A 15,520-nucleotide genomic window follows, 5' to 3' on the forward strand; every position below is an offset into this window, starting at 1 on the left:
CTGGTTTGTTTTTCATATATAAGTCGTACCTCTTTCCCCCTTCGCGCCACTTTATATTTTTATCATATACAATGAAAATCTCTTTTTTCTTACCTATTCCTTACAAATCCCTTACGCTTTTATAATAGTGCTGTAGGAACCTCTGTGCCCGAAAGCCAAAAAAAGAAACACCAATGTTACTTGCTTTGGTGCTTCTTTTTCACGCTTTAAATTTTGATTATTTTTCTTGCTATGTAACACAAATTACGTTGTGCTGTAGGAAACACTCCTAACGTTGTTAAAATCACTTGTTCCAATGGTAAAATTTATACTAGAGGGTACTTATATTCAACAGTTTAAGAAAAAGAAATGCCTCAAAACTATTAACTTAAGAAACGGATATTCTCTAGAATGAAAATTAAGAAAGTGTCTTTCAGGATTTTTGTTCTGAGGGTATTTATATTTGTTAACTTGATGGGTGTTTGATGGTACCCTATCGCTATCAAGCTAACTAAACAAAATTCCTCCTAATCAGTATAATCAATAACACGGGGCCGATTATGTTGATACTTCGTATAAATAACATCATTACATTAATCTTTTTTAGGGAGTACAATTCCTTTAAATAATTGAACAGTAATCCAGTAATACATCGAATAAATTACTACAAAAATAACAAGTGGTAACCAAATGCGAGAGTACGGATCGATTAAAAGCGCTCCAAACATGTTCATACCAACTAATATGTGAGTAATCCCCACAATTGCTGGGAATAAGAATATGAAGAATAACTCTTTATAGATTGATTTTGTTAATAATTCTCGGCGAACACCAATTTTACGAAGCATTTGATAACGTGCTACATCTTTTGATGCTCCCGACAGAACTTTAAACATTAAGCAACTTGCCATCATTGCTAAAAATGCAACTCCAACGAAAAAGCCCATAAACATTAGTCCGCTGGCAAAATCATGACTCATAATATATGTTTGATACTTACTACCCAATTCTTCCGCTTTCACATTTTTATATTTTGCTATCTGTAATTCATCAAGTTTTTTCCATTCTTTTATGTATGATCCAAAATCATCTGTTTTCCCTATAAACACAGTACTTTCTTTACCCTTCAACCCATCGTATATGTTTTGTTCTACAATTTTTATTTCATAATCAGGATATAAATAATCTGGTTGGATCGTTCTGAAAGCCTGAATCCATTGTTTTGTGTCTGTCTCTCCTTCCGCCCGTTTTATTGAAAATGCACCAATTGGTAATTCCTCTGAAATTTTCTCATTTTTCATACCTTGCGAGAAAGGGTGATTTTTCTCTACATCTTCTTTTAAATAATAAACATACTTATTATCCACTTTGTAATGATATTCTAGTTTTTCTTGAAATAAGATATCACCCAAAATTGTCTTTTCTTCCGCTGTTGGATTATGAATGACTGAATCGTAAATTTGTATTTGATCTGTAATTTTTAGGATGTTGTTTTTAAATGCCATACCACAAGCAATTCCACCAGCACCAAGAGCCACTAAGATTGTTACTGTTGCAAGCACATTTGTTAGACCATTAATGCGGAAATTTAATTGTGCAAAAGTAAAAGCATTGAGGCCTTTTTCACTACGTTTTTTATTACTCTTTAGCTTGTTAATCATAACTGGGAGAAGGGATCCAAATATAAGGTAAGTACCAACGGTTGCTGAGATTAATCCAACGGCCATTAATCCCAAAATAATTAGCGAATTTGCATATGACATATAAATCAGTGATGCATAACCAATACCTAATAAAAGAATACCAAGGAATGCAACTACAACTGTCATTTTTCCTTTTATGGCAACACGTTCTGTTTGTTCATCTGCATGTACAAGTTGCAGTACAGAAATACGAGATAATTTAATACTATTCATAATTGCCGATAATACAAATAGTACAAAGAAAAAGACGCAAGTAATAGCTATAGATGGCAGATAAAACGCTTTATAACCTTCACCAGCAAACTCGAGTTGTTTCATTAATAACTGACCGATACCTTCTGCAAATCCTACACCAATTGTAATTCCAATCAAAAGAGATGCAGCGCCTAATACGATTGTTTCGATAAACATAAGTAATGTAACTTTATGCTTTTTTGCACCTAACATCATATACATACCAAACTCTTTTTGACGAAGAGCTGATAAGAAAGAGTTTGCATATAAAATATAGAAAAATGTGATAACCGCTAACAAAAAGGAACCAATTTTAAACACAGCCACAATATCCCTAATAGAAGAGTTAGATTCAAGGAACGTTTTATTGGATGCTAGCGTTTGAAACATATAAAAAGTTGAAATAGAGACAATAAGACCAACAAGTAAAACAATGTAATCTTGCAACTTACTTTTTAGGCCTGACATAGAAAGCTTAAATAACATAATTGAACTTCCTTTCTTACGCTTTTTGTGTGCCTAAGTTTGCAAGCACGTCTAAAATTTCTTTATAGAATTCTTCACGGGTACCACCGCGATGAATTTCTTTATATAACTCACCATCTTGAATGAATAAAATACGCTGACAGTAACTTGCGCTGTAAGGATCATGCGTAACCATCATAATGGATACACCTTGCTCTTTATTTAAGCTTGTCATGGCATCAAGTAAACTCGTTGCATTTTTAGAATCTAGAGCTCCAGTCGGCTCGTCTCCCAAAATAATTGCTGGTTCATGAACTAACGCACGTGCTGCTGCGGAACGTTGCTTTTGTCCACCAGATACTTCAGAAGGATACTTTTGAAGTATCGCTGTAATGCCTAACATATCAGCTACTTTTTCTACTTTCTTTCCAATATTACGAGATGAAACACCTTGAAGTGAAAGTGGAAGTGCAATGTTCTCATAAATAGATAAGTTCTCTAATAAATTAAAGTCTTGGAAAATGAACCCTAACTTTTGCGAACGGAAATCAGAAAGTTCACCTTGCTTCATTCTCGTAATATCCGTTCCTGCAATTTGAACAACGCCGCCCGTTGCTGTGTCTAACGTTGAAATTACATTTAATAATGTTGTTTTACCAGAACCAGATGGCCCCATAATACCGACAAACTCCCCCTCTTGAATTGAGAATGATACACCTTTTAATGCGTGTGATTGATTCTCACCTTTTTTACCGTACAATTTTTGAATATTTTTTACATCTACAACTGGTTTTATCATATATATCCTCCTACGTTTTTTTATTTCATTACAATAAGCTACTATGTTTGTTTACTACTAACAAAATAGTCATGTTGCATCCACCCTTAAGCCACAATGAAATCTTTCCTTTTATCTTCTTCACTCACCTCATCACTTTGAATACATCCATGATAATCTATGAAAATTAGGAAACACCCTGTAAAATTCTTAAGAATTCTTAAGTTTTATAAAAAAAAGCTTATGGAATCTGTAATTCCATAAGCCAGTCTATTTGATTGGATGTTCAACAATAAAGGACATCCAGCCGTCTTTATATTCTGCATGTATATTACCATCATGAAGTTCAACAATTCTTTTTGAAATAGCAAGCCCCAGACCATTTCCCTGGTCATCTTTTCTTGCCTTGTCCCCCCTGAAAAACCTTTCAAACAATTTATTCGGATCGCTAACAGGCGGTTTCTCGACTTTATTTGACACTTTCAACATTGCTTTGTTATCCATTAATTCAAGACATACGGATAATTCGGATGGTTTCATGCTGTACTTTATCGCATTCATAAAGAGATTTTCATATACGCGTACCATTTTTTCTACATCTATGAAGATAGGTATTGTTTCTTCCGTGATAGATTTTTGAACGATTAAACTTTCCTTTTCAAATATAGGAATGTATTCTCCAACTATTTGCTCCAACAAACCTGATAAATCAACTTCATTAAGATTTAACTTAGCATCTATGCCTGATAAACGAGTATATTCAAACAGCTCATCAATTAAATATTTCAGTCTCTGTGACTTTGAATAAGTGGTTTCAAGGTATTCCTGTAATTGTGTTTTACTGTCGTATTGCCCTCTTTTTAATAAATCTAAATAACCAATAATAGATGTCAACGGTGTGCGTAAGTCATGAGATACGTTCGTTATGAGTTCATTTTTCGTACGTTCTAATCGTCTTTCCTGTTCAAATGTATTTTCCAATTCCTTAGACATATAGTTGATATTTTGGGCAAGTTGGGTCAGTTCGTCCTTCCCCTTAATCCCAATTGTCAGACCTAGTTTTCCATTTGCAATATCATTTACATTATCCGAAATGAGCTTCAGATATACTATTTTCTTTCGAACCAATATCAAAAAAATTATTATAAAGTTAAAGATTGCGAACGCGAATAAGAACAACAATACCAAATTGAATTCAAACATACCAAATTCTTCGTGTTTTATAAATAATGGATCTATGACGTATGCCAAAATGAGGATTGTTAAACCAAATGAAATAAAAAAACTAACTGCAACAGCACCAAGAAGTTTTATAATAATCTTATTTCTAAAACTAACATTCTTCATATTTTATATCCAATTCCCCAAACAGTTTTAATATAAATAGGATGTTTAGAGTCCTCTTCAATTTTGTCTCTTATTTTTGTAATATGTACCATGACGGTATTATCTGATTTATAAAAAACCTCTTTCCAAACTGCTTCATATATTTTTGCAACGCTCAGGACAACCCCTTTGTTGCGGGCAAGTAATTCGAGAATAGCAAACTCTTTTGGAGTCAACCTTGTTTCTTTTCCTCTTACCCATACTTGACATGTATCTGTATTTACGGTTAAGTCACCAATTTCTAGAATACTTTTATTATGTTCTATGGACGTATTGTATTTTTTAAACCTTCTTAATTGGGATTTTACCCTAGCGATTAATTCTAGTGGGTTAAACGGTTTTGATAAATAATCATCTGCACCAGAGGCTAAGCCCTGAATTTTGTCTATATCCTCAGATTTTGCAGATAGCATAATGATAGGCATATTACGATCTTCCCTAATTTTCATACACGCTTCAATGCCATCCATATTCGGCATCATAATATCTAAAATAATCAAATCAAATTCCTTTTCTTCTAACAGTTGTAAAGCTTGTATAGCATCTTCTGCCTTTTGAGTTTTTAGGCCTTCATTTTCCAGATATACAGAGATAAGATTTCTAATCTCTTTATCATCATCAACAATAAGAATTTTTGACTCCATATTATTCCTCCACATTAAATGCAATAAGTATACAATAAAGCATATATTTGTTGTTACTTAATTAATAAACTTAATAGAGATAGTTTCTATCTTTTTTCTTTACTTAAGACGATTCTTTGTAAAATACACAAAAAGACCGTCACAATATTGTGACGGAAAAACAGGAAAATTTCAATAACTAATACTATTATTATTTATTTTTAGCTTTTAAGACACCCAGCGCTATTTTGGTTGCTTCTGCAATAAGCTTATCATCGTATTTAGCATCCTCTTTATCATGATTAGAAAGTATCGCAAGAACAATTGGCTTTTTATTTGGTGGCCAAATAATTGCGATATCATTTCTGGTCCCATAAGATCCCGAGCCCGTCTTATCAGCTACTTCCCATCCTCCTGGAACTCCAGCACGAATTAAGTTGTCTCCCGTAGTATTCCTTTTCATCCAATCTATTAATAAATCCCGTTTCTCAGTTGAAAGTACATCTCCTAGCGTAAAAGCCTGAAGACTAGTAGCTAATGCCTTTGGGGTACTAGTATCATGTACGTCTCCTGGATGCACTTCGTTTAACTCTGGTTCAAAACGTTCAGGATTCGTAACTGTATCTCCTATTTCTCTCAGTGATTTTTTGAATTCACTAGGTCCACCTAATTGTTTAAGAATAAGATTTTGTGCAGTATTATCACTATATCGAAGAGAAGCATCTGCAAGCTCTTTCAGAGTCATACCACTATCAACATACTTTTCTGTAATTGGATTGTAATTAACAAGATCTTCACGAGTATACAAAACTCTTTGATTTAGATCTTCTATTGATTTCTTTTGTAAAAGTACTCCCACAGCTAAAGCTTTGTGGGTAGATGCGTATGCAAACCGTTTATCTGATTGATACGTAACGGTTTGATTCGTATCAGTGTCCAATGCATAAATACCAAGTTTAGCATCAAATTCTTTTTCAAGTTTAGCAAAAGAATCATTACCGGTAGTTTCTTGTTTGGTTTGATTTGTTTGTTTAGGTAATTCAGATTGAGTATTACCATCGGAACAGCCTATAAGCGTTGCACATGAAAGAAATACTACAGGTACCATCTTTTTGTAATGTAAAATGTTAAAAAACTTGTTTAAGACTATCATACATTTTCAACCTCTTTCAAGAATATATGGTTTTTCTAGGTGTTATACATATTGATACAATTAAAAAGTGTATCGGATATCACTCTTCTTGCATCTCCTTTTCATAAAATGAGCGAACTATCATGAACACCTGTTTTATACGTATACTTAATAGACAACCTAAGTAACAAGTTTGTTCCATTATTATCAGGAGTCGTATCTAGAAACCTAAAAAAGTCCATTTAAAAAATCTAAATGGACTTTTTCACTCATATAATCCTATCTATAGTTAAACGAATAAGATTAAATAAATTTAAATTTTCTTGCTTTATCTACTAAACTGTTTAGGCATTTCTTTAACGTGCTTATCATCATCACGCCAATCATAGGTTTCTTTCTGTGAAATATCTAAAGTTTGATCTCCAATTCTAACAATATTCTTATTTACCCATTCAATATATGGATCGGTATCTGGATAATTCCAATATATATTTTTCTCTGAATCTGTATCAAGGTTAACTAATTCGCCCCTAACAGCATCCGCACTTAATGATCCTGCATTATGAAAATAAGTCTTGATGAGATATTTTCCATCTGGAGATTTCACTGTTCGAATTAATTCCCCTTTTGGAACACCTTGCAAACTAAAAAGTTTCCAATACCCAAATCCAATTATAATTACTAACATAGTAAGTATAGTTAGTAATACTTTTCTTTTTGTTTTTTTAATTTCACCTTTTGTATTTATAATACTCATTCAACTCCATTCCATAGAACGCATACCATATTATACCATTAAATAAATGGTATAATATATCAAAAATAAAAATCCTCCCGTAATAGTATTATAAAAAGGGCATGTGATGGTCTCCCTATTTATAAAGTGAAACTTTAACCCCCCTCACCAATCGGGCTACCCGTTGATGCGGGATAAACATGAAAATTCCCCTTTAAGAAAAATATAAAAAATCAGACAGTATACTTGAATTGCTCTTCGCAAGAGAATATACTAATAAAGCAGGCTATGACGTTCCTTCCTTCTAACTTCTTTGGCGAAATAGGGATGTTACTTTCCTGCTAAACACATAGGCTATGACAATTCTTCCTTCTTTTTTAGAAATTTCAAATTGTTTTAGAGTTGTCAATTTCCTATGAAAATAATTAGACTATAAAACCTCTTTCTTCTTTGGGATTGAATAAACTTTAGTTTATCAACCATTGATGTAGAGGTTTTCTTTTCTTAATTAACAAATTACCACTTAACAACTAAATGTTATACCCCTAATTTTTCAATAAAAAATAGCTATATAACCTCTGTGCATTTTTCTACAATTAGTGTGTTTATGCATGTAAAAATAAAAATCTACCACTGAAAGGAGGACAGTCAGACTATTCCCCTCTTTTATAAGGAGTGAATAATCGGCGTTCTCATGAAAAATTCTATTTACATAAGAAGAAGTTTGAAAGTAATTATAAAAAGAGAAGAAAATAAACTACCGAACATTTATTTAGCCACTGTTTTAAAAAACTTGGAAAGTTTAGGATTTACTTTTTCCGAGCCTTTAATAGAAGAGTTGCAAACACTTTCGATTGATGCATTCACATCGTTTTACAAAGAGTTGGTAAAACATTTAAAAGAAATGGTTGGTGCACATATTCAGTTTACTCCTATGTATCCAAACTTTCCGCAACAAATGATGGATTTAAGTGACGCTGATTTATACATCAATGCCGTTATTCATTATGTGACGTTGCGCCTACCTGTATCAAAAGTAGAAGAACGACTTCCTCTTTTAGATAGAGTTGATTTGAAAGTTATTGACTTAGGAAGTGAAGAAGATTTCAATCAAATGATTTCTCAATTGATTAGTGCAAACAGCTCTATTTCCTCAACTGATAAGACAGATGTAGAATGGGCTATTACACACACTGAAGATGTTTCCTGTTTTCTACCTAATGTAATTCCTCATAAGGAAAATATGTCTTTTATAATTGGGGTTTTATTAATAAACAGAAAAATATCAGCCGATGCTGCTGCAAAGTATTTTAAAACGGCAACTGATGTTCTTCGCCTTGCAGTTGCTTTATCTGAAGGCGATGTGAGTTTAGCATCCTCCGTTCGATTCAAGAAGTTTAACCGAACAGAAAGACGCTTCCTTTTAGGATTGTTAGAGCAATGCGGAAACATTACCGAAGATATGCTTCGATATAAAAAACGTTGGATTCGTTTAGGTGAAATTCTTCATCCAGCAGAATATCATACTCGTTTCCCAAAAACCCACCGAGCATTTGAGATTCTTCGCAACAACATTAAAGTTGAAACATTTAATGGAAAAATAGAAGCAGCTTTGTTGAATCGTGATATCATGACAGCGAAAAATCTTTTAAAAACTCGCCCGGGGGAATTTGCCAGACGTTTGGATCATTTAATCCGTTTATGTAGTGATAAGTCAACAGATGTTTTCAATATTCTCGAAGATTTTCTAAGTATAATAGGAAACGTTTCTACTCCTGTATTACTTCAACTCACGGCTCATTTTAAGCATCGAAATGATAAAAATGAATTTCGTACTTTTTTTCCAAAGGGAAATGTAGCAAAAGCTATAGGTATTGAAAATACACTTCCATTTATCTCAGAGGATATTTGTTTAATGATTGTAAAAATGTGTGAAGATACTTTAAAAAATCGCTTCGCAGAACTTCCAAGTCTCGGAAAAGTATTTTTGGATGAACAGTTAAAAAATCACTTAGTTCCCTTCTCTCAACGTTCAGCCAGCAAAGCGCTTCGCACATTATCTCGAGGAAGTAAAGTAGATTTGCCAGAAGGAGATACAATTCGTTTTTTCCTATGGTGGAAAGAAGGCTATGTGAATGGACAACATACAGGACGCGTTGACATTGATTTGTCTGCTGCAATGTACGACGAAGATTGGCAATACAAAGAACATGTATCCTTCACGAACTTACGTTCAAAAAATTTCAAAGCCTACCATAGTGGAGATATTACTTCTGCACCAAAGGGGGCATCTGAATTCATTGATTTCGATATTCCGTCTGTGCTGAAATATGGTGGACGCTATGTAGTCATGACTTTGCTTTCTTACACAGACCAACCATATAAAGATTTACCAGAATGCTTTACTGGTTGGATGGTTCGTCAATATCCTGGTTCAGGTGAAATATTTGAACCTTCTACTGTTCAAGATAAAGTGGATATTACTGCCGACACCCAAATCTCTATTCCAGTTATTTTAGACTTAAAGGAACGAAAATTGATTTGGACAGATTTGTCTCTTACAAGAGATCTAACTTATGATAATACCATCGAGGCTAATCAAAAAGGTATGATACTAGTTGGAAAGGCTTTAACTAATTTAGTTAAACCGAATTTATATGACTTGTTCCGATTACATATTGAAGCTAGAGGTGAACTCGTTCAAGACATCGAAGAAGCAGAAAGCATTTTTTCTTTGGATAAAGGGATTACTCCTTTCGATATCGAAAAAATAATATCTGATTTTATCGCTGATCCACAAGGCTAACTACATTACAAACATTGATAATGTGTGGAAAATATCCATGTATAATGTCTATGTGAAACAGGACCTGATAGATGAATATCAGGTCCTGTTTTTTATTTAGTAGATACTAAATAGTCCGGTTAATCACTATTCATCTAAATACACTATACTAATAAAGTGAAATTTATTCGAAAGAAGTTCATTAGTTAATATGTATCTAATTAAGAAACATTCATATACCAGCCCAAACATCTTTTCCATATCGCCCTTCATCTTGCACACGATCCAACCAATTTCTTGCTTCTTGTTCACTGACTTCATGAATTTCTTGATATGCTTGACAAAGGGTATCTTCTACATCCGGAGCCATTTTACTTCCATCACCACATATATAAAGATGAGCTCCATTATCTAATAACGAAATTAAATTGATTCTATCTTGTTTTATTAAATGCTGTACATATGTTTTTGGATGTCCCTCTAGACGAGAAAAAGCTGTGTGTAAAGAGATTAATCCATCTCTTTCATCATTTTCTAGTTCTGTACGATAGAGATAATCTTTTTCAGGATGACGACAACCAAAATATAGATGCGCTTGTCCTAAGTTCATACCTTTTTGCTTTTGAACACGACGTGCTTGCAAGAATCCACGGAATGGTGCAATGCCAGTACCTGGCCCAACCATAATAATTGGTGTTTCTGGATTTTCAGGTAATTGAAAGTTTGATTGTGGCGTTCGAATGAAACAGATAATCTCATCTTTATTATGACGCTGAGCTAAATAATTAGAAGCGACTCCTTCATATGTCCCTTCCCCACTCCATGCAGGCGCATTCACAACACCAACCGTAATGCTCAGACGATCCTGTGCAACGAGTGGAGAGCTTGAAATAGAATAGTAACGCGGTTTGAGCGCCGGAAGAAGTTCTAAAAAACGTTCAAATTGGATTTCACAAGCCTCATACTTTTCAAGAAGATCCAACATTGAAATACGTTTCTTTAATATTTGTTCATGATAAACTCCTTCTTCCAATAATGATTCCAATTCCTTTTTATGAGGAGGGCATACTGTGAATGCCACCATTTCTCGTATTTGTGCTCGAGTGGCTGCTTCTTGAACTTCGACACTATAACTAAGAAGGTCAAATAAACTAACAGGACTGTCTAAAGGTATGTGATTTATACTTCGTCCACTTGCACTCAGTATGACCTGATCCTTCCCATTTAATCCAAAGCGTTTTAAAATTCGGTTGACATTTTTCTCACTATTAATTGGCAGCACTCCAAGGTGGTCTCCTTCTTGATACGTAGCACCTTCTGGCAAGGATACCTCAATATGTCGAGTGCTTCGTTCACTGCTAGATGATTGGAGTTCACGATTTTCTAATACAGATGCATATACTGCTTCATATGTTCGCGCAAGAGGAGATCCTCCAAGACGACTAACAAATTGTAAACTTAATGTACTGCGTTCTTTCTCCATGTTTTTGTTAAGTTCCAATCCAAATGTCTTCATCGCATCAGACCACATACTTTGTTTCCATTGCTCGAGCTGTTCCTCAAAATCACCACTTGCATCCCCTTCTCCGCGTTTAGAGAATCTCTTTGCTCCTTTTTGAGCCATTTGCTCATCAATGTATCTTGGAATTCGCTGATAAGTACTAGCCCAATTATGATCTCCACAACCAAAAACTGCGTATTGAACACCTTTTAGCTCATCCGGTTTTAATTCCTCCAACCACTGCACAAACTGTCCGGCATTACTTGGCGGCTTTCCATTATAAGAAGAAGTTACAATAAGAACCGCCCCTTCTTTCGGTAGACTTCCAATTCGATCGTTAAGAGCTGCTACTTCCGTTTGAACACCTTCTAAACCAGCTGTATCTGCTAGTTCTCTTGCAATACCTTCTGCTACCCCTGTATCCGAGCCATACAGAACAAGAAGGGAAAGATTATCGGCTCCAATAATAGAAGGAGTCTTCTGAACGTGCTGTTCGATTTCATGTTTTTTCAGTTTCTCCTCTGTAGGCGCAAGAACAGTAGTATGGCTAATAGTTTGATTTCGGGGTACAATCCTAATTTTAAAATCACCAGGCTTTAGCGTTAATGTTTGTTTTACATCCAACTGATAGTCTTGATAATCAATGAATTCAAAATGTTGAAGAAGCATTCCCATTACGAGTGTGGCTTCATGAAGTGCAAACTGCATACCGATACATGCACGCTGACCATTTCCAAATGGCTTATAGGCATGATGAGGGACTTTATCTGGATCTTCAAATCGTTCAGGTTGGAATTCTTCCACATTGTCTCCCCATGCGTCTTTATCCCTATGTAGCTGAGGAATAAGAACAGAAATACGATCTTCTCCTTTCTTAATTGGATATTTCCCACCAATCACCGTATCTTCTTTTGCATACAGACTGAATGCTGGAGCAGTAGGCCATAGACGTAGCGATTCATTTAAAATCATCCGGATATACTTTAGTTTCATAACTTGTTGGTATGTTGGAGTCAGATCTTTCAAAACTCGGTCTACTTCTTCATAAGCTTTTTTCAATTTATCTGGATTCTTTAATAAAAAGTAAATTGCAAAAGATAACAATCCACTTGTTGTCTCATGCCCAGCTATTAAAAAGGTAATAATTTGGAAACGAATATTTTCATCATCTAATTTTTCACCAGTTTCCGGATCCTGTACATTTAACATACGGGAAAGTAAATCATTTTCTTCCTGATCTCCACTATTTTTACGTTCAGCAATAATATTATCTACTAAAGAAAACATAGATTGGATATCATGCTGAAATTGACGTTTCGTTCTCCACATGAGTTTGTCTTCTATATCCAGTCGCTGTAATTGGTGCATCGCCTCATCTAGAGCACGGCTCATGCTAGTGATAAAAGGATGAGGGGTCTCACGATAAAAGCTATTAAATCGATAATTAAAACCACATAGACCAATTGTATCTAGTGTAAGGCGAGTCATATCCCCTGTAACATCTACGTTTTCATTCGGATTAAGTCGTGCCCATTTTTGAACGAGTTGTACGGCAATATCGACCATCATAGCATGATAATCTTTCATTGCCCGTTGGCTGAATGTAGGCATCAAAATATTATGAGCTTTTTTCCAGTTAGGCTCGTGGGTCTCGCTTGTAAATAATCCGTCTCCAGCAAAAGCACGAACCTTTGCTAAAGCACCCTCTATACTTTTATCGAACCGTGTTTCATCACAGATTTCTGCTACCAGTTCATGTCCAGAAACGACAATGATGGTATCACTTAAAGTTTGAATTCGAAAAATAGGACCATACTCTTCCGCCAGCTTAATAAACGATAGAGTCGGTTTATCTTTATCGATTAATGGGAGATTACCCAGCGGTCCATATGTTTTCGGCTGAGGAATGACAGATACTTTTTTTTCCATTTAAAACACCCTTTCAAAAAAGCATGAAATAAAATATCCCATTTAATAAAAAGGAAATAGTAATTAATCGCCTGGGATATAGATATGTAATTGATTACCTTATTTTATCTTTTCCCTAACTATTCATGATTATGATATTGAGTATAAGCTTGGCAATTAGATTTATAACTTGTAGAAAAATACTAAATTAAAATGAAGCGAATAAATATAATTGGATCCTTTTAATATTGGTGTTAAAAGATAAGATAAAATTATAATGTTTATGAGAATTTGCAAACGGATCTCATCTCTTGCATTTGTTTATAAAACGATCATTTTGATTTATTTTCTTCTAAAACACCCCAAAATAGAGAAGTTGACGAGCTTAAGATTGTAGTATTCGAAAAATCAGTAGTTTAGTTAAACCAATACGATAAGCAAGTATACCGTGTTACTAATGAAAGAGGACCTGATATGAACATCAGGTCCTCTTTCACTAAATATAATTATTTCACTGCTTCTTTCAGTTCTTTTCCAGCTTTAAATATCGGCGCCTTAGCAGCAAAAAAAATTGTAGGAATCATTATCTAGCGTTTTATTCTTCTCTACCGATTTAACTTCTCGACAGCTTCCGCACTTGTATCTACACGTTTAACGAAAAAAACTAATAGTAGGGCAACAACATTCATGCCAAGCGCTACATAGAATGAATATTGAATTCCAGATAATAAAGCTTTCTGAGTTACTATTGCCTTCGTAGTTTCTGTAAAGGTTGTTGGATCTATATCAGACATTAGACTTTCAGCTTTTGTTTTTGTTACAGAATTCATAATCGTAACAAGAATAGCAGTACCAATCGAACCGGACACTTGTTGAGCTGTATTATTAACAGCCGTACCGTGCGGGTTTAAGCGAGTTGGCAATTGATTAAGGCCATTTGTCATAAGTGGCATCATCACCATCGCCATCCCAAACATCCGCAACGTATAAATAAGAATAATATGTGTGTGACTAGAGTCGATTTGCAGGTTTGCCAGCATATAAGTTGAAACAGCTGTAATGGAAAGCCCTACTACGCCAAGAATACGAGGGCCATATGTATCAAATAGTTTACCTGTAATTGGTGACATAACCCCCATTATTACCGCACCTGGAAGCATCATCAGCCCAGAGCTCAGCGGTGAAATACCACGGACGTTTTGTACATAGGCTGGTGTTAAAATCATACCCGAAAACATGGCCACCGCGTTGACAATTGCAATTACAGACGCAAGTGCAAACATTGGGTACTTGTAAACACGTAAATCCAATAACGGCTCATCCATTTTTAATTGGCGGATAATAAAAGCAATTAGGGCAATAGCGCCTATGGTTAAGGTTGTTAAGACAACTTTATTTGTCCAACCATCGGAGCTTGCAGAACTGAATCCATATAACAAACCGCCAAAACCGACAGAAGATAATAGTAATGAGAGATAATCAAGTTTTGCATTTTTGTTTTGTTTCATGACATTCTCAGATTTCCAAATCCCTAACAGTAAGCTAATGATTGCTAACGGTAAAATCATTTCAAAAAGCAAACGCCAGTCATAATACTCTACAATATAACCTGATAGTGTCGGTCCAATTGCTGGAGCTGTAATCATAACTAGTCCAAAAATCCCCATTGCTGTTCCCCTTTTTTCTCTTGGAAAGCTTACTAGCATAATATTCATTAACAAAGGCCCCATAACTGAAGAGCCTGCCGCTTGAACCATCCGACCAGTAAGTAATAAACCAAAATTTGGCGCTACAGCCGCTAAGGCAGTACCAAGAATAAAAATCACCATAGATGTAATAAATAGGCTTCTATTCGAGAAACGCGTTATTAAAAATGCTGATGCCGGAATTAATATACCACTTACAAGCATATACCCTGTAGAAAGCCACTGGATCGTTGAATAATCTTGAATGTCTAAATCTTTCATTATTGATGGCAATGCTACATTTAAAAGCGAGTTATTTAGAAATGAAACAAATGCCCCAATAAAAAGGATTACAAGCATTAAATATGGTGGTTTTCTTTTATGTAATGTTTCACTCATATATTTAATTGCCCCTTCATTATAAATTTCATTGATTCGTTTAAATCGTTTACATATTTGCACAAGAAAACATTACTCTTACAGTATTTTGCCACACTCTTCGAATGGATATTCTCTTTTTAGCAATTCCACTTGCTCAACATAACATTTTAAAATCTTTTTGTTGATTAAACCTTTATAAAAACGTTTGTTAACGGAAATTAAAT

Annotated in this window: 9 protein-coding genes; 1 reads left to right on the plus strand and 8 read right to left on the minus strand. The window is 34.6% G+C overall.

Going from position 1 to position 15,520, the window contains the following annotated elements:
• Window positions 1–572: 572 nt before the first annotated feature.
• From MHI26_RS16230 to MHI26_RS16255, 6 genes are all read right to left on the minus strand, one after another.
• Complete coding sequence (locus MHI26_RS16230; protein WP_000897817.1) at window positions 573–2,402, minus strand: FtsX-like permease family protein; 1,830 nt, start codon at window positions 2,400–2,402, stop codon at window positions 573–575.
• A gap of 16 nt (window positions 2,403–2,418) precedes the next feature.
• Complete coding sequence (locus tag MHI26_RS16235) at window positions 2,419–3,180, minus strand: ABC transporter ATP-binding protein (RefSeq protein WP_000595172.1); 762 nt, start codon at window positions 3,178–3,180, stop codon at window positions 2,419–2,421.
• Between the two features lie 249 nt (window positions 3,181–3,429).
• On the minus strand, window positions 3,430–4,506 hold the full coding sequence (locus MHI26_RS16240) for a sensor histidine kinase (RefSeq protein WP_000800290.1): 1,077 nt from the start codon (window positions 4,504–4,506) through the stop codon (window positions 3,430–3,432).
• Window positions 4,503–5,189 carry a response regulator transcription factor gene (locus tag MHI26_RS16245; RefSeq protein WP_000444080.1) on the minus strand — a complete coding sequence of 229 codons (687 nt, stop codon included), beginning with the start codon at window positions 5,187–5,189 and terminating at the stop codon, window positions 4,503–4,505. Before MHI26_RS16245 ends, MHI26_RS16240 begins: the two co-directional genes overlap by 4 nt.
• A 190-nt stretch (window positions 5,190–5,379) precedes the next feature.
• On the minus strand, window positions 5,380–6,321 hold the full coding sequence (bla, locus tag MHI26_RS16250; RefSeq protein WP_061666929.1) for a class A beta-lactamase: 942 nt from the start codon (window positions 6,319–6,321) through the stop codon (window positions 5,380–5,382).
• 307 nt (window positions 6,322–6,628) lie between these two features.
• The gene (locus MHI26_RS16255; RefSeq protein WP_000022540.1) at window positions 6,629–7,057 is read right to left on the minus strand and encodes a DUF5412 domain-containing protein; all 429 of its coding nucleotides are present in this window, start codon (window positions 7,055–7,057) and stop codon (window positions 6,629–6,631) included.
• A gap of 673 nt (window positions 7,058–7,730) precedes the next feature.
• Here MHI26_RS16255 and MHI26_RS16260 point away from each other — a divergent pair.
• Window positions 7,731–9,842 (plus strand): TerD family protein, encoded by a 2,112-nt coding sequence (locus MHI26_RS16260; RefSeq protein ID WP_061666928.1) that lies wholly within the window; start codon window positions 7,731–7,733, stop codon window positions 9,840–9,842.
• 211 nt (window positions 9,843–10,053) lie between these two features.
• Here the strand turns inward: MHI26_RS16260 and cypD are convergent, their stop codons facing one another.
• Window positions 10,054–13,251 carry a bifunctional P-450/NADPH--P450 reductase gene (gene cypD, locus MHI26_RS16265; RefSeq protein ID WP_061666927.1) on the minus strand — a complete coding sequence of 1,066 codons (3,198 nt, stop codon included), beginning with the start codon at window positions 13,249–13,251 and terminating at the stop codon, window positions 10,054–10,056.
• A 584-nt stretch (window positions 13,252–13,835) separates the two neighbouring features.
• On the minus strand, window positions 13,836–15,314 hold the full coding sequence (locus tag MHI26_RS16270; protein WP_000005104.1) for a DHA2 family efflux MFS transporter permease subunit: 1,479 nt from the start codon (window positions 15,312–15,314) through the stop codon (window positions 13,836–13,838).
• Window positions 15,315–15,520 lie beyond the last annotated feature (206 nt).

The organism is Bacillus sp. FSL K6-1218, assembly GCF_038006445.1.
GTDB classification, from domain to species: Bacteria; Bacillota; Bacilli; order Bacillales; family Bacillaceae_G; genus Bacillus_A; species Bacillus_A thuringiensis_S.